The organism is Parapedobacter sp. (assembly GCF_053550995.1).
Genome location: NZ_JBMQOC010000065.1, coordinates 18,631 through 37,730 on the forward strand (window position 1 = coordinate 18,631; position 19,100 = coordinate 37,730).

Annotated in this window: 12 protein-coding genes and 1 tRNA gene; 6 read left to right on the forward strand and 7 right to left on the reverse strand. The window is 56.1% G+C overall.

The features are described from left to right. The first annotated feature begins 74 nt into the window (after positions 1-74). Positions 75-149 (forward strand) — tRNA-Val (locus ACO1NT_RS09645). 29 nt (positions 150-178) lie between these two features. On the opposite strand, the gene ACO1NT_RS09650 is transcribed toward ACO1NT_RS09645, so the two are convergent. The 4 genes from ACO1NT_RS09650 to ACO1NT_RS09665 are packed head-to-tail and all read right to left on the reverse strand — an operon-like array spanning position 179 to position 6,965. Next, positions 179-1,606, reverse strand: coding sequence for a DUF4185 domain-containing protein (locus ACO1NT_RS09650; protein ID WP_449048415.1), 1,428 nt, complete (start codon positions 1,604-1,606; stop codon positions 179-181). A gap of 15 nt (positions 1,607-1,621) precedes the next feature. Continuing rightward, a complete protein-coding gene (locus ACO1NT_RS09655) occupies positions 1,622-2,035 on the reverse strand; it encodes a DUF4945 domain-containing protein (RefSeq protein WP_449048416.1) in 414 nt (137 codons plus the stop codon). Positions 2,036-2,059: 24 nt separating this feature from the next. Continuing rightward, complete coding sequence (locus ACO1NT_RS09660) at positions 2,060-3,817, reverse strand: RagB/SusD family nutrient uptake outer membrane protein (RefSeq protein ID WP_449048417.1); 1,758 nt, start codon at positions 3,815-3,817, stop codon at positions 2,060-2,062. A gap of 10 nt (positions 3,818-3,827) precedes the next feature. Then, complete coding sequence (locus ACO1NT_RS09665) at positions 3,828-6,965, reverse strand: SusC/RagA family TonB-linked outer membrane protein (RefSeq protein WP_449048418.1); 3,138 nt, start codon at positions 6,963-6,965, stop codon at positions 3,828-3,830. Between the two features lie 464 nt (positions 6,966-7,429). Between ACO1NT_RS09665 and hrpB the strand changes: the two genes are divergently transcribed. The 5 genes from hrpB (at position 7,430) to ACO1NT_RS09690 (ending at position 14,599) form a co-directional block, all read left to right on the forward strand. After that, the gene (gene hrpB / locus ACO1NT_RS09670; RefSeq protein ID WP_449048419.1) at positions 7,430-9,922 is read left to right on the forward strand and encodes an ATP-dependent helicase HrpB; all 2,493 of its coding nucleotides are present in this window, start codon (positions 7,430-7,432) and stop codon (positions 9,920-9,922) included. 91 nt (positions 9,923-10,013) lie between these two features. Further along, complete coding sequence (locus ACO1NT_RS09675; RefSeq protein WP_449048420.1) at positions 10,014-10,403, forward strand: hypothetical protein; 390 nt, start codon at positions 10,014-10,016, stop codon at positions 10,401-10,403. 6 nt (positions 10,404-10,409) lie between these two features. Next, positions 10,410-10,892, forward strand: coding sequence for a hypothetical protein (locus ACO1NT_RS09680; RefSeq protein WP_449048421.1), 483 nt, complete (start codon positions 10,410-10,412; stop codon positions 10,890-10,892). Positions 10,893-10,970: 78 nt separating this feature from the next. Next, on the forward strand, positions 10,971-12,998 hold the full coding sequence (locus ACO1NT_RS09685) for a M3 family metallopeptidase (RefSeq protein WP_449048422.1): 2,028 nt from the start codon (positions 10,971-10,973) through the stop codon (positions 12,996-12,998). 20 nt (positions 12,999-13,018) lie between these two features. Beyond that, on the forward strand, positions 13,019-14,599 hold the full coding sequence (locus ACO1NT_RS09690; protein WP_449048423.1) for an FG-GAP repeat domain-containing protein: 1,581 nt from the start codon (positions 13,019-13,021) through the stop codon (positions 14,597-14,599). A 49-nt stretch (positions 14,600-14,648) separates the two neighbouring features. Here ACO1NT_RS09690 and ACO1NT_RS09695 read toward each other — a convergent pair whose 3' ends face one another. From ACO1NT_RS09695 to dinB, 3 genes are read right to left on the reverse strand one after another with little or no spacing between them, the layout of a single operon-like run. Further along, on the reverse strand, positions 14,649-14,894 hold the full coding sequence (locus tag ACO1NT_RS09695; protein WP_449048424.1) for a hypothetical protein: 246 nt from the start codon (positions 14,892-14,894) through the stop codon (positions 14,649-14,651). Positions 14,895-14,898: 4 nt separating this feature from the next. Then, positions 14,899-17,880, reverse strand: coding sequence for a DNA polymerase III subunit alpha (locus ACO1NT_RS09700; RefSeq protein WP_449048425.1), 2,982 nt, complete (start codon positions 17,878-17,880; stop codon positions 14,899-14,901). Beyond that, a complete protein-coding gene (dinB, locus tag ACO1NT_RS09705) occupies positions 17,822-19,021 on the reverse strand; it encodes a DNA polymerase IV (protein ID WP_449048426.1) in 1,200 nt (399 codons plus the stop codon). The genes ACO1NT_RS09700 and dinB overlap by 59 nt, the downstream gene beginning before the upstream one ends. Between the last annotated feature and the right edge of the window lie 79 nt (positions 19,022-19,100).

Below are 19,100 nucleotides of genomic sequence, written 5' to 3' on the forward strand. Positions count from 1 at the left end.
GAGCTACCGGGCAAGCGAACGGATAAAAATGATTTGCAACATCCACAAAAAAACCTATTTTTGCAGCACGTATTGGGAAATTAGCTCAGTTGGTTCAGAGCACTACCTCGACAAGGTAGGGGTCACAGGTTCGAGCCCTGTATTTCCCACGGCAGCCCGGCCCACCAAGCCGGGCTTTTCATTGAAATTCACCCATATCTGCCAGTTCGGCCTTCATCAGGAATACATTGTAGGGAAGCCACATCGACATCAGGAAATAGATGTCGTTGCCCATGACCGATAGCGGGTGGATGTAAGAGCCGTACAACTGGGCATAGTCGTTTCCGGAAGCCAACTCATAGGGGGCGCTCCATGGGCCGGTAATGTCGTCGGCCGTGCGTAAGGTCAACTGGTATCGTTCGGCATTGAAATAAGCGATGATCCACTTCCCCAAGGTTTCGTTGTAAATGAATGAGAGTTCGCCCACCTTATCGTCTATGATCACCGTGGCCCGGCTTTCGTCGCCCTGCACCCACCGGGCAGCCGTGCCATCCCAGTATTCGTAGTTCGGCAAATTCTCGATATCGGCCTCCGAAAACCGAGCCAGGCGTGCGGGGCTGTCCCGGCCGGTTTGCGTACCGACCATATACACATAGCCCCCTTTCTTGAAATACCCCACCTGACCGAACGGACTATTGGCCGAGAATGCCACATCGTCGCACTTCGCCCATGTCTGGCCATTGTCGGTCGATTTGTAAAGCCCCGAGTAATTGGTAACCCATCCCGTCCACGACCGTATGTTGAAATAATGTACGTAATCCGCCCCATTGGCACGGATAGCCGCCGTAGGAATCGATGTCCAATCGCCGTTGCCCGATACCTCTTTGGCGCTATAGATAATTTCGCGGGCGTTTCCGCCATCGCCTGTGGCCATCGCACTGAATGCCAAGCCATCCTCCAAATGGCTGTCGGTCGAGAATGCCAGCACATTGCTTCGCCAGCTGCTGCCGTTGGGGCCCGGGCTGGCCGGGTTGGGCACAAAGTCGTGCCCATAGGTATCGCCGAAGAAAAGGCCGTAGGTACCCGGCTCCATTTCCCACACCACGCCGAGATCCGTACCGCCCACATTCCACGTGGTAGCGGTGTTGTTCGGATGGGCAAATGTCTCTTCCGCCATCGGCCTCCCGGTTACCCGCGCCACGCGGGTGACACGGCGGATGAAAAAGCCCCAGCGGTTGTCGACCTGCAGCGACAGCTCGTTCGATACGTTACCGTCGTTATAGTGGGCGGTAAGCACCAGGCGAAAAGACGCTGGGTCGCTGGCTTGGATGGCGTAGGTAAACGCATAGCCATCGACAAGCTCCGACCGGCCTATCTGCCTGGAAAACTGGTCTCCACCGCTTTTCCGTACCTGCACGTACGCGATGGCTTCGAGATCGTCGAAATACAGCGTTGCCGATACGTTTTTCGTTACCTTATCGGGCACGAGGGTATCTGCCGAGGCGGTGATCTCATCTTTGGGCACAAACGTCGGCACCCCGCCGTCACGACCACATGCCGCCGAGAGGCTCGCGCTGCCAGCAATGACCATACCCAGCGCGCAGAAGCGCAGGTTGCTCCGTCTCATCGCCCAGCACTTATCTTATTGGATGGCAATGACCTCGCCCGCCGAATAGACCCGATCGGGCTTGCCCGTTTCGCGCGCTTCATCGGTGAGGTATCCGGCCAACTTCACGATAAACCGGTACGTATTGGCCGGATCGATTTCGATATCGCGGGAAGTCCCCTCCACGCCAACGATGATGATTTCGCGGTAGATGTCATTTTCCACCTTTTGGATACTCACCTCCAATGGCCTTCGGAATGCCGGAGAAATCCCATCCGGAATACCCCAGGTCAATGTAACGGTATTCCCTTCGGTGGTATACGCCAGGTTTTCCACTTTTGGCAACGTGTAGCCCAAATCTTTGGCATCCACGATGCCCCTATCGTAGCAGCCACCGGCCACGAAGGCGGTGAGCGCTGCACATATTGCAAGAATTAATGAACGTTTCATTAGAAATTAAGTTACGCTGTGTTTTTAATAGCCCGGATTCTGTGTATAATTGCCTTTTGCCCAGTTGATCTGTGGTTGCGGTATGGGGAAATATTCATCGCGCCCTGCCGTGAACCGCGCCACATCCATCCAGGAGAACCGGGTTTTCTCCACCTTGAAGTAGGCATTCATCGTTTCCTCTAGGATACCCCAACGTTGCAGGTCAAAAAAACGGCGCCCTTCGGCAGCCATCTCCAGCCGGTTTTCCCACTGCATGGCTTTCCATGCAAATTCCTTGGTCCAGTCACAATTCACACCCGGTTGGTAGGTTTCGATATGGTAGTCCAGCACGGGCGACCCATCGGCCTTCACCAGGCGATCCGTACTGTTGGCCGCCCGCGTACGTATTTTATTGATTAGGGGAAGCGACTCGTTCCACCGGTCGAGTTGGATCAGCACCTCCGCTTTCCATAGGAGAACCTCGTCATACCGTATCATCCGTTTATTCATGGAGTTGAATTGCCAGCCATCGTATAGCAGGCAATCGCAATCTGGAGGCACCAATTCCTTGATGGATTTCAAATAACCGTAATCGGCGGGATTACGGATGCCGGCCTTTTCGAACAGCATGTTGGGATTGTATTTCCACGGGTGCCCCGGTGCCGCCGCCGTATGGCTGAACCGTGGGTCGAAGGTATTTCCACCGAAAAACACCGCATCGCCGTCGGCATAGCTACCCGTGTTGTAGGTATCAAACATGGGTAATCCGTCGGGACCGGTTTTAAAGGCATTGGCCATGTTGTAGCTAATCTGGTGGAATCCGCAGCATTGGTATCCACCCCAGTTGAAGGGATGGTTCAGGCCTTCGCTCCGGTTTATCTTACCTCCTGTCGAGCTCCCATCGTCAATGGAGTATTGTATCTCCCAAATCGATTCTTTGGTGTTGTTATCGAAGGCGATGTCGAAGTTCTCCGCAAAGTCGGGCTGTAGTCCCACCTTCGCGCCTTCCTGATCGGTCAGCTTATCGAGGTACGTCAACGCTTCGGCCAAGCGCTCCTTGTTCACGTTCACCACCGCATGCCGGTCGTCCTGTTCATATGCCATAAACATCAAGGTGCGTGCTACCATTGCGGTGGCGGCATTTTTGTCTATCCGTCCTTTTTCGGGCTGCACCGGCGGCAGCAGGTTTTCCGCCAACTTGAAGTCGGCCAGTATCCGTTCCCACAGGTACTGGTCATTGGGCTGCGTCAGGTCGCGGTTGGGTACTGCCTCAAACTCGGCAGAAGTGCCTATGACATTTTCGTCGATGTAAGGGATGTATTTGAAGAATTGCTTCAACCGGAAGTGGGTAAAGGCCCGGATAAAGGTTACTTCTCCAAGACGGGAATTTTTGTTCGGAAATTCCTCCTCCGTTACGGTATTCAACCGCTGGATAGCGGTATTGCACCGCTGGATGACTTGGTAAGACACATACCACGGGTAATCCAGGGGCCAACCGTTCGGTTGCAAGGTGACGAAAATCTCCATGTTGTGCCAGCCATCGCCATCCCATGTGCCGCCGCCACCTTTATAGGAATCGTCCGAGCGCAGCGAGCCCGTCCACCACGGCGCAAAGGGCGAGTCCCAAGAAGGTATATCGGTCATCCGCGCGTACGCTGCCGTTACAAAACCTTCCATATCACTCGGCTTCGTCAGCAGCGATTCGTCCAATACTTGTTTCGGTGCCACATTCAGCGAGTCGGCACAACCCGCGGCAACGACTGCGCATGCCGCGGAAAATATGATGAATTTAAACGCTTTCATAATCATAAACTTAAAACGTAACGTTAAGACCAAAAGTTAAAAAGAAGGGTGTGAGGTAACCATAGCCGGGCATCTCCGGGTCAATGCTGGTAAACCGGTCGGCACCCCAGCTCTTCTTCAACGTAAACACGTTGCGTGCCGATGCGTATAGCCGCAGGTGCTGCATCATCAGCTTGCTCGAAGCCGCTGCGGGAAGCGTATACCCCAACTCGATGTTCCGCAGCTTCAGGTAAGAGCCGTTTTCCACGTAGTAGCTCGAAAAGCGATTTTCCGCATTTTGGGTCGAGTTGGAAATGGCAGGGATATCGGAATCCGGGTTATCGAACGACCAGCCGTCCAAAATACGCGCTTCGTGGTTCTTATGTGATGGCACGGTAATGTTCCAGAGGTCAGATTCGCGCTTCCAGGCATTATCCACCTGATTCCCGAAGACCCCTTGGAAAAACACGTTCAAATCGAAATTGCGGTAGCCGAGGTCGAAGGTCACACCTCCAAAGAAGTCGGGGTCGGTTATTCCGATATATGTCCGGTCAAAATCCTGTATAACGCCGTTACCGTCCAAATCCTTATACCGGATACGTCCCACCGCTTTCCCCGGTTGTTCGGCATGGGCATCAACCTCTGCCTGCGTCTTGAAAATACCGTCGGCCACCAAACCATACAAGATATGGGGTGTCCGGCCCAATACAAGATCATATACGCCATCACCGGGATACTTATTAATCACGTTTTCGGGCAAGCTTACGATCTCGGTTTTATAGGTGCCCAAATTGGCCGAGATGGCATACCGGAATTCGCGCTGTGGATCGTTGCGGTAACCGATCTCGAACTCAACCCCTTGGTTGTTCATCTCGGCGCCATTGATCCAAGGCTCACCGCCCTCACCCATGGCAGCGATATAAGGCGTTTGCACCAAGATATCCCTTGTTTTTTTGAAATAATATCCCAATGATCCTGTCAGCCGGTTATCAAAGAGACCGAAATCAACCGCAACATCCGTTTGGGTGGTCGTTTCCCATTTCAGTGCAGGGTTTCCCAACCACGTACGGCGATAGCCCGAATACAGGTCCCCCGTTTCATTACCTTCGATGGGATACGAGGTACCGAAGTAATCGGTGGTAAACGGTGTGGATGTATAACCCCGGGGCAATCCCTGCACACTGCCATTTGCACCCCACCCTGCACGGAGCTTCAGGTCGGATATGACCTCATGGCCCTGCATGAATGGTTCGTTGCTGATCCGCCATCCGGCCGAAAACGCGGGGAATATCGCGTATCTATTTTCCGCACCGAAAAGCGAGGAGCCGTCACGGCGCACGGTGGCAGAAAACAAGTACTTCTGGTCGTACACATAATTTGCTTTGGCAAACAACGAGAAATATACGTACTCATCCGCCGAACTGCCCAGCGAATATTTCGAGCCGGTAGTAACACCGAGGTGGGCAAAATCGCGGTCTTCCAGGTATACTCCTTCCCTCCGGGCCCAAAAGCCCTCCTGGACAAACCGTGTGTATTCAACACCCGCCACGGCGTCGAGGCTATGTTTATCATGGCTCATGTTGTATGACAATGTGTTGGTCCACACGTAACTCAAGGGGTGGGATTGGTCGCTCCGGACATAATTCTCGCCATCACTGTTCCGTCCACCGGTTTCCGACCATTCTTTCTCCAAGTTGCGGCTATAGTAATTTCCGTAGTCCACGCCGAATTGCGTCCGCGCGGAAATCCCGTTCCAGATGTCCAAGTCGGCAAACACATTCCCGATGACTTTCACATAGTTGGCAATATTATCTTGATTGTCTGTCAAGACACGCACCGGGTTCGTAAAATCATCAAATCCAGGGGTACCTGCCCATCCACCATTGATGTCGTAAACAGGGGCGGCTGGCGGGTTAATCAATGCCCAACGCAATTCATTGGCATCGCGGAATTGCAAATAAGAGACCGCGAGGTTCTCTCCGATCCTCAACCGGTTGTTGATGAGGCTATACTCATTATTTGCACGTATGGAATATTGCCTGAAGAAGGTGTGTATTTGTGTTCCCTCGTTGTCGTAGTAGCCCAGGGAGAACAAACTTCTCGACCGCTCCGTACCGCTCGACACGGCCACCTGATGGTTGGTCATCACCGCTGGGCGAAGTATCTCGCCAAGCCAATCCGTATCGGAACCGCGAACAGTCTGTTCGGCATTCAGCCATTCCGCAGGCTTCACCGATTCCAGCACCGGCCTTCCGTCGGCATCGCGGTGCCACGTAAAATCGTAGGTGGCCGGCAACGCCATCGGCACCCCATATACCTGCTCGTCGTAGGCATACGCACGGAATGTAGCGACGCCGTACTGCTCAGCATTCATCAGCGTAGGCCGGTTAATCACATTGCTCATGGCCACGCTGCCGTTGTACGTTACCTTGGTCTCGCCGATCTTGCCCTTCTTCGTTTGGATCAGGATGACACCACCTGACGCCCTTGCGCCATAGATACTGGCCGATGCCGCGTCTTTCAGTACCTGTATCGATTCGATATCAGCGGAGTTGATATCGCGGAGGTTCAGGTTTTCCGTCGGCATCCCATCCAATACAATCAAAGGCTTCACCCCACCCGATAACGAAGAAAGCCCCCGCACCTGGACGGTAACACCCTCCGCGGGATTACCCCCATTGGAAGTGATGTGTACCCCGGCCAGTTTCCCTTGGAGGGACTTCATGGCATTTGCCGACGGGTTTTTGGCAATATCATCTGCCGTGGCCATCGCAATCGAACCGGTTACATCGGCTTTCCGCTGGGTCATGTACCCGATATACACTTCCTGCAGCATGGTCTCATCTTCCCCCATGGCCACGTTGACGACCGACACCCCTTTCACGGGGCGCTCTTCGGTTTCCTTGCCCGTATAGGAAAAAACAAGCACGGCATCTTCATCGGCCACGCCAATCTCGTAGGCACCCGCAGCATCGGTTACGGTACCAACCGTTGTCCCTTTGACATAAATACTTGCCCCTACCAACGGTTCGTTGGTACCTTCTTCCGTTACGGTTCCCCTTACCAGCTTGGGCTGCCATAGGGAGAGTGGCGGCATAGCAGCATAAGAGTGAACAGCCCAGCCCAGCAGTACGCAGGCCAGCATCATTTTGTTCATCGCTTTTTTCATCTGTTTATTTTTTGTTTTCTATTTGTCAGATGGAGCCTTTGATAATTAAAATAATCATTGCCCTATGTGCTTAATGATTATTTTAATCATGTCGGGTTCATAAAACTTATCATAATTGGTAATCCTATTTATCGGGCTTGGCCAGACACTTTCCGGTCATGCTCCCGGCCATAAAACGGCACCTTGCGGCAGGAGTAACGAATAGAAACTATCGGTCAGCACGCTACTTCGTTATACGAAGGTCGGTGGTATTCGCCCCGCATCACACCTCTTCGTTAACCAATACTGACTGTATTTTATCATTAAGGCCGACCTAAATAAGTGTTCAGCTTACATTTGAGGGCAAATACACCTCTTTTTTAGCCCATACTGACTGTATTTTATCATCATTGTTTTAAACAGGTTCTTCGTTTGCAATCCGATGGCCACTTGGGCGGGCCGCATTTTTTATCTTTGTCGGATTCATGGCAATGCCGGTAGACTTTTCACATATCGCACTTCCCATCATGGAAATCGTGCCGCACCTGCGGGAGCAGCTCGTTGCGCATACCAGCGTCATCGTAGGCTCGCCCCCGGGGGCGGGGAAAAGCACCATCGTCCCGCTCGCCCTTCTGGATGAGCCGTGGTTGCAGCACCGTAAGATCATCATGCTTGAACCGCGCCGCTTGGCAGCCAGCAGCATCGCCCGGCGAATGGCGGCACTCCTTGGCGAACAAGCCGGCGAAACCGTGGGTTACCGGGTCCGTTTCGAAAACCAAACGTCATCGCGCACGCGCATCGAGGTGGTCACCGAAGGCATCCTCACCCGCATGCTGCATCAGGATAATGCGCTAGAAGATGTAGGGGCGGTTATCTTCGATGAGTTCCACGAACGGCGGTTGCACACCGACCTGTCCATGGCATTGTGCCGAGAGAGCCAGCAGGTGCTTCGGCCCGACCTGCGCATGCTCATCATGTCGGCCACATTAGATACCGGCGCCCTTGCCGACCTGCTCAACGCGCCAGTGGTCGAGAGCCGGGGGCGCATGTACCCGGTCTCCATCATCCATACGGAAGACCTACGTCTCGACGACCTAGCCGGCCAATGTACGCGTACCATCATCCGTGCGTGGCGCGAACAGCCAGGCGACATCCTGGCCTTCCTTCCGGGCGAAGCAGAGATACGGGCTTGCGAGCAATTGCTGCTTGCCCATCCGATGGGTGCGGCCGTCCACCCGTTATATGGGCAACTGCCCTTAGCGGCACAGCATGCAGCTATCCAACCCCATCGCGATGGCCAACGTAAAATCGTACTGGCCACCTCCATCGCCGAGACCAGCCTGACCATCGAAGGTATCGGTGTGGTGGTCGATTGCGGCTATACGCGTACAATGGTATACGACCCGCCGTCGGGGCTCTCCCGTCTCCGTACCGAGCGTATCGCCCGGGATGCGGCCGACCAACGAGCGGGGCGCGCCGGACGCCTTGGGCCCGGCGCTTGCTACCGCATGTGGTCGCGTGCCACTGAACAGCGCATGGACGCCTACCGCACCCCCGAAATCCTGCAGGCCGATCTCACCCCGCTCGTGCTCGATACAGCCAAATGGGGGTTGCAGGATGCGGCACAGCTCGACTGGCTCACGCCGCCACCAGCCAGCAGCGTAGCGCAGGCCGGCGATCTGTTGCATGCGCTAGGCGCACTGAAAAACGGAAAAATCACGGCCCACGGCCATGCCATACACGCCCTGCCCTGCCACCCGCGGATGGCCCACATGCTGTTGGCAAGCAAAACCGTCGACCAACCCGGCCTGGCCACCGATATCGCCGCGCTGCTGGAAGAGCGCGACCCACTCGGGCGCGACGCCGGTGTCGACATCAACCTCCGTATCGAAGCACTACGCCGCCACCGGGCCCACGGCAAACAGGGCAAACGCTTCGATAACCTGGAAAAGATTGCCCGTTCCTATCGAAAGTTATTGGGCACTGCGGCCGATAATGGCCCCGTTGATGCCCACACCACCGGCATGCTTATCGCACACGCCTATCCCGAACGCATTGCCAAGGCACGGAACGACGGCCACGGTACTTTCCAGCTCGCCAACGGCAAGCGGGCCGTGGTCCTGCAGGGCGACGACCTCGCCCACGAGGCCTGGCTCGCCATCGCCTCGCTCGATGCCCGCGATGGGTTGGGCAAGGTATTCCTCGCGTCGGCGATCGATCCGGCAGACCTGGTCCAGCGGGCTGACGAGACTGAACGCATCATCTGGGACACCAAAAAAGGAGGCATCGTAGCCACGAAAGACAAGCGCGTCGGCCACCTCACGATCCAGTCGACACCGCTCCCCCAACCCAGCGACGGCACCGTTATGCCCGTATTATACGAGGCCATCCGTACCGAAGGATCCCAGCTGCTCGCCTTCCCCGATGCCGTGGTCCAATGGCAAAATCGCGTCAGTAGCCTGCGGCACTGGCACCCCGACCATGGCTGGCCCGACGTAGCCACCGCCACACTCCTGCAGCAGCCAGAAAACTGGCTCGCCCCCTACCTGTCGGGCATCCGGAAAGTAGAAGCCCTGCAGAAACTCGACATACATAGCATACTTACCCACAGTTTATCTTTTGAGCAGCAAGCGACCCTGCAACGGCTCGCGCCAACGGCACTTGAAGTGCCCAGCGGGTCGACTGTCAAACTCCGGTATTCAGCTATCGGCGAGCCGCCGATACTGGCCGTGCGCCTCCAGGAAGTGTTCGGCATGCTCGATACGCCTTGTATAAACGATGGCCAAACAGCGGTCGTGATGCACCTCCTTTCACCGGGGTTCAAACCCGTGCAGGTAACGGCCGACCTCCGCAGTTTCTGGCAAGCCGCCTATTTCGAGGTGCGCAAGGAGCTCAAACGGCGCTATCCCAAGCACGCCTGGCCCGACGATCCGCTCCAAGCCACAGCGGTGAGAGGCGCCCCCCGGCGGAGTAAATAAAGCGGAGGCAAGGTTCATTTTTGTCGTATTTTTACAATCGTACGCTACCCCTAAATCGCTATATTTGCCTAAACCAATATAAACACCAGACATGAAAAATCCTAAAAAGGGTCGTTTCTTGATTATCATCGTCGTTGCGTTGGCTTTTATCGGTTGGCAACTATTCGCCACTTTCGGTGGCACCGGGGGCGTTTCCGATAAGGAGAAAGCAGCGTTGAAAGCAGATGGTATCGAATGCAGCGCCACGCTCACCGCCATCGAGCGAACCGGCACGGTTGTCAACAACATCCACCAGTATGCCTTTTCATTTACGGTCAAGCCCGATTCCGGGCAATCATTCAACCACCGGGAGAAAAAGCTGATCGACCCCATTTACATGTCGAGCATCAAAATCGGAATGGCTATCCCCGCCTACGCATCGCAAGACAGGAAAACGGTGTGGGTGGCGTGGGACGAGGTAGGGGTAAACGACGCATTTTAATCCATTATGAACAAATTATTTATCATCGCCCTTGCCGTCATCCCGCTATGGTCAACGGCACAACAGCCCGAACCGATGGTCAAGACCTTCTTCGTGGCGCTGCAAAAAGCAATTGGCCAACAAGACACCCGTGCCCTTAAACCATTGGTGTACCCGTTTAAAGACGACGTGGAAGACATGCAGGCAGGCCTGATTGAAAACATGCTCAACGGAAACCCGCAACAGCGGGGCGACGGCGCATTTTCCGTTTATGCGCTCGATACGTTGATTGCCCACCACCTTACCGAGGTGAAACCGATAACGGACGAATTGTATGCGCAGTTATCCAACGACCGGTTCTTCGGCAAGGTGATCGGAGGATACAGGCAACAACAGGTATGGGTCATGGATTTCCACGACGTACACATCATCCTGCTCGAAAAACGCCGCAAGCTCCAATTACTGTTCTGGGAAAACCTGAATAACCTCCTCAATCCGGCATTTCGATAATGCCATTCGTCGGATTTTTCCTATTTTTGGGCTGTTCTTAACCGCTGTCGCATAGGGCAGCACCAAATTTTCAAATACATGGACAATCCGTTGTTGAAGCCATTCGGCACCCCTTTCGATAGTATACCTTTTGAAGATATCGAGGCCGCGCATTTCAAACCCGCGATCCTGCAGTTGATTACCAATGCCAAGAAAGAGATCGACGCCATCGTCGACAATCCGGAACCAGCCAACTTCGCCAATACCATTGCGGCACTGGAGTATGCCGGCAAGACATTGAACATCGCCTCGGCCACCTTCTTCAACCTCGATGCCGCCGAAACCAACGACGACATCCAGCAACTGGCGCAGGAGCTCTCACCGATACTAGCGGAGTACAGCAATGACATCATGCTGAACGAAGGGCTTTTCAGCCGGGTGAAACAAGTACACGACGAGACCGACCCGGCCAGCCTCACGCCCGAAGCCGCGCGGTTGCTCGACAAAACCTACCAAGGTTTCGCCCGCAACGGTGCGCTCCTCACCGCCGAAGACAAGGAAAAACTCCGTGATATCGACAAGCAGTTGGCCACCCTGACGATGAAATTTTCGCAACATGTGCTGCAAGAGACCAATGCTTACCACCTGCAGGTGCAAGATGAGCAAAAACTGGAGGGCCTTCCCCTCTCCATCCGGGCAGCGGCCCAAGCCGAAGCGGAAAAACGCGCGCTGGCGGGCTGGGTGTTCACCCTGCATTTCCCCAGCTATGTACCCTTCATGAAATATGCCGCGAACCGGGCACTGCGCGAGGAACTCTACATGGCCTCTGCAACGCGGGCCCTGAAAGCCAATGCCAACAACAACGAAAGCATCGTGCGCGACATCGTCGATCTGCGCCGCCGCCGCGCTAACCTGCTCGGCTTCGGCACGCACGCCGACTTCGTCTTGCAGGAACGGATGGCCTCATCGCCCGCTATCGTACTGGATTTCCTTAACGACCTGCTGGTCAAGGCTAAGCCCCACGCCATCCAGGAAGTGGGGCAACTGAAGGCGCTTGCGGCAAAGGATGGCATCAGCGAAATGATGCCCTACGACCATGCCTACTATGCTGAAAAGTTGCGCGAAGCGAAGTTCAACCTCTCGGAAGAGGCCCTCAAGCCCTATTTCCCGCTGGCGCAGGTGCTGGGTGCCGCCTTCGACGCAGCCGGCAAACTGTATGGGCTTTCCTTCTCGGTACGCACCGACGTCCCCACCTACCATCCGGAGGTAACCGTCTACGACGTGCTCGAAAACGGCCACCACAAAGCGTTGCTCTATACCGACTGGCACCCGCGCGAAGGCAAACGCGCCGGTGCTTGGATGACCGCCTATCGGGGTCAATGGACGGAAAACGGCCATCAGATACGGCCCCATATCTCGATCGTCTGCAACTTCTCCAGGCCGGTGGGCGAAACGCCCTCCCTCCTCACCTTCAACGAAGTGACCACCCTCTTCCACGAATTCGGCCACGCCCTGCACGGCATCCTCGCCGACACGGTTTACGAAAGCCTGTCGGGCACCAACGTGTATTGGGACTTCGTGGAATTACCGTCGCAGTTCATGGAAAATTACTGTTACGAAAAAGAGTTCCTGCGGTCGTTCGCCCGCCATCACCAAACAGGCGAGGTACTGCCCGACGCGGAAATCGACAAAATCGTGGCCGCCGCCAACTTCATGGAAGGCTATCAAACCATGCGACAGCTTAGCTTCGGCATCCTAGACATGGCCTACCATACCGGTAGGTTGGATGCCGACACCTCCATCGAACACTTCGAAAAAAATACCATACGCGATACGCAACTTTACCCCGATGTGCCCGGCACAGCGCAAAGCCCTGCTTTCTCGCATATTTTTGCGGGGGGGTACTCCGCCGGATATTACTCTTACAAATGGGCCGAGGTGCTGGATGCCGATGCTTTTGCCTATTTCAAGGAAACCGGGATCTTCAATACCGATACAGCCGCCAGGTTCAAGACGCTGCTCAGCAGCGGCGGCACAGCAGACCCCATGGAACTGTATGTCCAATTCAGGGGCCGGAAGCCCGAGCCCGAGGCACTGCTGAAGCGAGCTGGATTAATAGCTTCTTAGCTGTTACGTAATCACTAGCCATGAAAGCTGGGTTGGTCATCGTCGGACTGTTCGCCGGGGTCGCATTGTTAGCCCTACGGCCAGTATCCCCCCCGCGGACCGCACCAGCGGCAACGCCGCCGGGAAAATCCGATCCCCTGCACGCTGGCGCCCAGTTGGCTGTCCGGTATTGCGGGCTTTGCCACCACTTCCCCGAGCCTGCGCTCCTCGACAAACGCACGTGGACGGACAAGGTGCTACCGAACATGGCACTGCGGCTCGGCCTGCGTAAGGACGGACAAGACCCCTACGAAAGCATTGCGGCGGACGAACGGCCGATCCTACAGGCGCTGAACAGTTATCCCGACCAACCGATGCTGACCGAGGACCAATGGAAGGAAATTGTAGCATACTATCAAAAAGAGGCCCCTGCAATACCCCTGCCCCAAAAGGCACATCGACCTATCCTGCCCAACGCACCGCTCTTTGACGTGAAGCAACTGTCTTTTGATGAAAAGCCGATACCCCGGATCAGCATGCTCCGATACGACCCGGCCACGCGCCAACTGTACGTGGGTGACGCGCAACCCATGTTATATATCCTGAGCAACCAGTTCGCGTTCCAGTCGGCCTGGACACTGGAAAGTGCGCCCGTGGCAATGGATTTCCCCAAAAATGCGCCACCCAGGCTGCTCACCATCGGTAGCTTCGCCCCTTCCGACAGACGGCTGGGGCGCCTGCTCTCGCTGGATACGGCCGGAACCACGCCGCCATCGTCGTTGGTCAACATCCCGGCCCTGCCGCGCCCGGTACAGTTCGCCGGCGCAGACCTCAACATGGATGGGAAAGAAGATTTAGTGGTATGCGGCTTCGGTCATCACGCTGGCAAATTATCGTGGTATGAAGGTGCTGCGGCCAACAAGGAACAGGTATTGACAGCGATGCCGGGCGCCTTGAAGGTAGAAGTGGGCGATTTCAATGCCGACGGCCGACCCGACCTGATGGTGCTGATGGGGCAAGCTTGGGAGCGTCTTTCCGTTTTTTACAACGTGGGCAATGGCAAATTCCGCGAAGAACCGGCCCTCCAGTTCCATCCCGCTTTCGGGGCCAGCTGGTTCGAGCTCGTCGATTTCAATAGCGACGGCTATCCGGATATCCTGCTGGCCAACGGAGACAATTGGGACTATTCCCGGATCAATAAAAACTACCATGGCGTTCGCATCTACCTGAACGATGGCAACTACCATTTTACCGAACGCTGGTTTTTCCCCCTCTACGGCGCGTCAAAGGCAATGGCGCGCGACTTTGATGGTGACGGCGACCTCGACATCGCCGCGATTTCATTCTATGCTGACGAAGGCCAGCTCCAAAACGGATTCACCTATTTCGAGTGGACCGACGCGTTCGATTTCATTCCCCATGCACTGCCCGATGCGATCCATGGCAAGTGGCTTACCATGGAAATCGCCGATTTCGACGAAGATGGCGACCCCGACATCGTATTAGGTTCGTACCTGCATAACCTGGCCGAATTGAGCCTCTTTACGGTCCAGGGCGCCTCAACACTCCCGCAGCTACTCGTATTGACCAACCAAACCATCCGGCGCCCATCGGCCAACTGAAGGCATTCTTCCTGATGTCTGCTCCCCCACCCCGAAAGCCAACGAAGCCTTAATGCATGGCGCGATACGGCCACCGCCGGAACTCCCGTTCGGCACAGTGCGGACAGGCGCAATGCCGTTCCGGTCCATCTTCGCGGGCAACCACGCTCCCGCATGCGAAGCAGAGCGCCAAGCCGCCGCCCGGCAATTGCCGGATCTCACCGATAGGTTCACCCGTTTCATCCCGTGGGGTGGAACAGTATGGGCATACCCGCCGTTGCTTGTACGCTGTCGCTAACCGGCCGTTTGTCATCATTAACTCATTCACTCCTAGGGTCTATCTTCAATGGCATCTTGCCGCAGCGGGTCACTTCCAACGCGGGGCAACCGAAATCCACCACTACCCGGCCCTCGATGAGGTACAGCCCCGCACCACGCAGGGGGTATTGCTGCTGGCTTTGCGGGAAGTGCACGGTATCGAAGAAATCGCCCTTGGCGTCAAACCACGTTCCGAACTTCATGAAGTCGCCCCGCTTGGTCTTTACCGTCTTCTCCGCCACGAAGTCGCCTACCATGCGGATGGTACGCCCTTCGTGGGCTTGCAATTCGGTGGCCAATACGTCGCCGCGGTAGTCGCTGCGGGCCAGGTCGAACGGTGTGCCCGACACGGGGAAGCCGATGAGTTCCATCTCGTCATATAGGTCTTCCACAGGGGAGGTTTCCAGCCGGGGCAGCACCGGTTTCACCCGCCTGTGTTCGAATAGCATGGGTGCCGCGGGCCGCCCCATCCGATTGTTGCCCGACAACAGCAGGTGGGCCTCCCAAAGCAGTGCTTTCTTACCGGTACCGATGAACCGCAGTGCCCCCGCGCGGATCAGCACCACCAGCTGCTCCAAGCCTGCACCGGTACGCAACACGAAATTCTCCAAGCTGGTGTACTGGCCGTTCCGCTGCCGCTCGGCGGGGATATGCCGGGCCAGTTTATCTTCCAGGTTGAGCAGGCAGTCGAAGCCGAGGTAGATATCGTTGCCCCGTATCGTGGCCTGATGGGCACTGTGATTCACGCAAGGCAGGTTCATGGCGGTCCCCGCCCGTTTGGCCTCGTTCACATACACCTTTCGGTTGTAGAACCCCCCGTAGTTGTTGAGCACGGCAACCATGAATTCCCTGGGGAAGTATGTTTTCAGGTACAGGCTCTGATAGCTCTCCACCGCGTAGCTGGCCGAGTGGGCCTTATTGAAGCTATAGCCGGCAAAGCTTTCCATCTGCCGCCAGATTTCGCGGCTCACCCCTTCGTCATGGCCTTTATCCCGGCAGTTGCTAAAGAATTTCCCCTCGATCTCGGCAAGGTGGTCCATGCTCCGGTACTTGCCGCTCATCATGCGGCGGAGCACGGCGGCATCGGCCATGTCGAGCCCGCCATAGGCATGGGCAATCTTCATCACATCCTCTTGGTACACCATCACACCGTAGGTTTCTTCCAGTTGCTCACGGAATACCGGGTGCGGGTAAGCAACCCGGGAAGGGTCGTGATGCCGCTGAATGAATTCGGCCATCATGCCACTGCTGGCCACGCCGGGCCGGATGATGGAGGAGGCAGCCACCAGCGTGGGATAATTGTCGCATCCCAGTTTGACGAGCAGCTGCCGCATGCCGGGGCTCTCGATGTAGAAGCAGCCGACGGTATTGCCGGTTTTCAGTTGTTCGGCGATCTCCGGATCGGTGAAGAACCGCTTGGGGTTGTCGATGTCTATGGTTTCGCCGCGGTTCCGCTTCACGATCTCGCGGCAATCTTTGATGTGGCCGATGCCGCGCTGCGAAAGGATGTCGAACTTCTCGAAGCCGATATCTTCGGCCACATACATATCAAACTGCATGGTAGGCCGGCCTTTGGGTGGGTAATCCATTGCCGCATAATTGGTGAGCGGCAGCTCCGAGATGAGCACCCCGCTGGCGTGGATCGTGCGCTGATTGGGGAAATCTGCCATGCGGTTGTATACTGACAGAATGGTGTCGGTCACCTCGTTCTTATTGAGCATATGCTCCGGTTCGTGGACCAGGCGATCGATATCACTCTTGGGCAGCCCATACACCTTGCCCAGCTCGCGCAGGATGCTTCGAGAACGGAAGGTGCTCATTGCCCCCATCAATGCCGTATGGTCCGATGGGTGCAGCTTGAAGATGTAGTCGTATAGCTCATCGCGCTCGTTCCAGCTGAAGTCCAAGTCGAAATCGGGGGGCGACCGCCGCTTGGGATTCAGGAACCGCTCGAAGGGCAGGTGCAGCGCAATGGGGTCCACGTCGGTGATGCCCAGGCAATAAGCCACGGCGCTGTTGGCTCCGCTACCGCGGCCTACGTAATGGAAATCCCTACGCCGCGCGTAACGGCAGATGTCGTCCGTGATGAGGAAATAGCTGGCGAAGTTGAGTTTTTCGATGATCTCCAGTTCGCCGGTCACCCGTTCCAGTGCCTGTTGGTCGTGTTTGCCGTAGCGCCGGGCAAAACCATCGACGGTATATTCATGGAGCAGTTGCTTGTCGTTGTAGCGGGTGCCCGTAAAGGTCTGCTTGTTTTTCATCGACCGGAAGTCGAAGTCGAAACGACATTGGCCAAGCAGCCGCCCCGTGTTGCGGATCAACTGCGGGAAATCACGGTAGTGCGCCAAGAGCTCCGCTTTGGTCAGGAGCACCTCCCCTTCCCGGGCGACCATCTGCGGTTCGAGCTGCGAATAGAGCAGGTTGTGGTCGATGGCGCGCAGCTGGCGATGCAGCTTGTAGTCCCGCGGGGCGAAGGTGACGGGTGCGAGGATGACGTAGCGTTCCCGGTTATGGGAAGGTTCCATGCGGACCCTGTTCAGTTCCGTCGGCCGGATGCCGATGTATTCATGATCGAGCAGGTCTCCGGGCTTGATGGCCCCGTAAGGATAAACCACGAAGGCATCGTCGAAAGCGGGTGCACGCTCCGGCAATGGGCGGCCGTCCCGGTTATATGCCGTACGGAAACCGTTGAGCTCGCGGAAGCCATCGTTGTTGCGCGCAATGCCGATGTATAGGCAGCCATCCCCATTTCGGTATTCCATGCCCGCTAGGATGTTGAGCCCATATGCCGTGCCGAGGCGCAGGAAATCCAGCGAACCCGATGAATTGTTGATATCCGTGAGCACGGCCGTGTCATGGCCACCCTGCACCATGCCCTCGATCAGGTTTTCCAGCGACAGCGTGCCGTAGCGCAGGGAGAAGTAGCTATGTACGTTGAGCAGCATGATGTCGGTCGTATGTTGGCGTCCTACGTTCCACCTCATCGGGCAGGCAGATACCCTTTTGGATATACTGTACCCCATACCGCATACGGATGCGGTCCATCGCCTGCATGAGGTTCACCTCTTCCAGCGTATCGTTGAATAGGTCTACCTGGTAAGCGCCGTGGATCAGGTGCGAGCATTTGACCCCCACGAGGCGAATAAGCATACGGCGGCTATAGAGTTTTTTGAACAGCTCCATCACCTTGGCCGTCAGCGTCCGATCGGAATTGGTGTACGCGATGCGCAGTTGCTGCGTGTGCGTATCGAAATTGCTGTAGCGGATCTTGAGGGCAATGCAGCCCGTGAGCTTGCGATCGCGCCGCAGTTCGAACGCTAGCGTGTCGACCATACCCACCAGGATGCGCCGCAAGATATCCAAATCGATGGTATCCTGCTGGAAAGTAGTTTCCTTACTCATCGACTTCTGCGCGCGGAAGGGCACCACGGGCGCATCATCGAAGCCGTTGGCCTTGCGCCAGATGGAAACACCATTCTCGCCCAGCACGCGACGCATCGTCTGTGCCTCCAGCTCCTGCACCGTGCGGATGCGGTGGATGCCCATGTTGCGGAGCAGCGTATATGACTTTTCGCCCACCATGGGGATTTTACGGATGGACAACGGAGCGAGGAATGGCTTTTCGGTACCCCCCACCACCTGCCGTTCACCGCAGGGTTTAGCCTCGCCCGTAGCGATCTTGCTCACCGTCTTGTTGACCGATAGGCCGAAACTGATGGGCAGGCCCGTCTCGCTGATGATGCGCTGCCGCAGTTCCTGCGACCATTTCCAGCAGCCAAAGAAGCGGTCCATACCGGTAATGTCCAGGTAGTGCTCGTCGATGCTGGCTTTCTCCACCACCGGCGTTGCTTCCTCAATGATCTCGGTTACCGTGCTCGAAAACCGGCTGTACAGATCGTGGTCGCCCCGCACCACCACCGCCTCCGGGCACAGCCGCAACGCCAACCGCATGGGCATGGCACTGTGCACGCCAAACCGACGTGCCTCGTAGCTGCACGATGCCACCACCCCCCGGTCGCTACTGCCACCAATGAGCACGGGCTTGCCCACCAGCTTGGTATTGACCAGCCGCTCCACCGATACAAAAAACGTATCCAGATCGCAATGCACTACATGCCGCTCCATCGCCATTCAAAACAACTAATTAATTTAGCAAAAGCAAACTTCCGAAATACTATCCTAATTAGCAAATGGAACAGCCGAT

Excerpts from the sequence above, each read along its gene's own strand:
- ACO1NT_RS09655 (WP_449048416.1), bottom strand. The coding sequence starts at position 2,035 with ATGAAACGTTCATTAATTCTTGCAATATGTGCAGCGCTCACCGCCTTC.
- hrpB (WP_449048419.1), top strand. The coding sequence starts at position 7,430 with ATGGCAATGCCGGTAGACTTTTCACATATCGCACTTCCCATCATGGAA.
- ACO1NT_RS09675 (WP_449048420.1), top strand. The coding sequence starts at position 10,014 with ATGAAAAATCCTAAAAAGGGTCGTTTCTTGATTATCATCGTCGTTGCG.
- dinB (WP_449048426.1), bottom strand. The coding sequence starts at position 19,021 with ATGGAGCGGCATGTAGTGCATTGCGATCTGGATACGTTTTTTGTATCG.
- ACO1NT_RS09695 (WP_449048424.1), bottom strand. The coding sequence starts at position 14,894 with ATGATGACAAACGGCCGGTTAGCGACAGCGTACAAGCAACGGCGGGTA.
- ACO1NT_RS09690 (WP_449048423.1), top strand. The coding sequence starts at position 13,019 with ATGAAAGCTGGGTTGGTCATCGTCGGACTGTTCGCCGGGGTCGCATTG.
- ACO1NT_RS09680 (WP_449048421.1), top strand. The coding sequence starts at position 10,410 with ATGAACAAATTATTTATCATCGCCCTTGCCGTCATCCCGCTATGGTCA.
- ACO1NT_RS09700 (WP_449048425.1), bottom strand. The coding sequence starts at position 17,880 with ATGAGGTGGAACGTAGGACGCCAACATACGACCGACATCATGCTGCTC.
- ACO1NT_RS09685 (WP_449048422.1), top strand. The coding sequence starts at position 10,971 with ATGGACAATCCGTTGTTGAAGCCATTCGGCACCCCTTTCGATAGTATA.
- ACO1NT_RS09650 (WP_449048415.1), bottom strand. The coding sequence starts at position 1,606 with ATGAGACGGAGCAACCTGCGCTTCTGCGCGCTGGGTATGGTCATTGCT.
- ACO1NT_RS09660 (WP_449048417.1), bottom strand. The coding sequence starts at position 3,817 with ATGAAAGCGTTTAAATTCATCATATTTTCCGCGGCATGCGCAGTCGTT.
- ACO1NT_RS09665 (WP_449048418.1), bottom strand. The coding sequence starts at position 6,965 with ATGAAAAAAGCGATGAACAAAATGATGCTGGCCTGCGTACTGCTGGGC.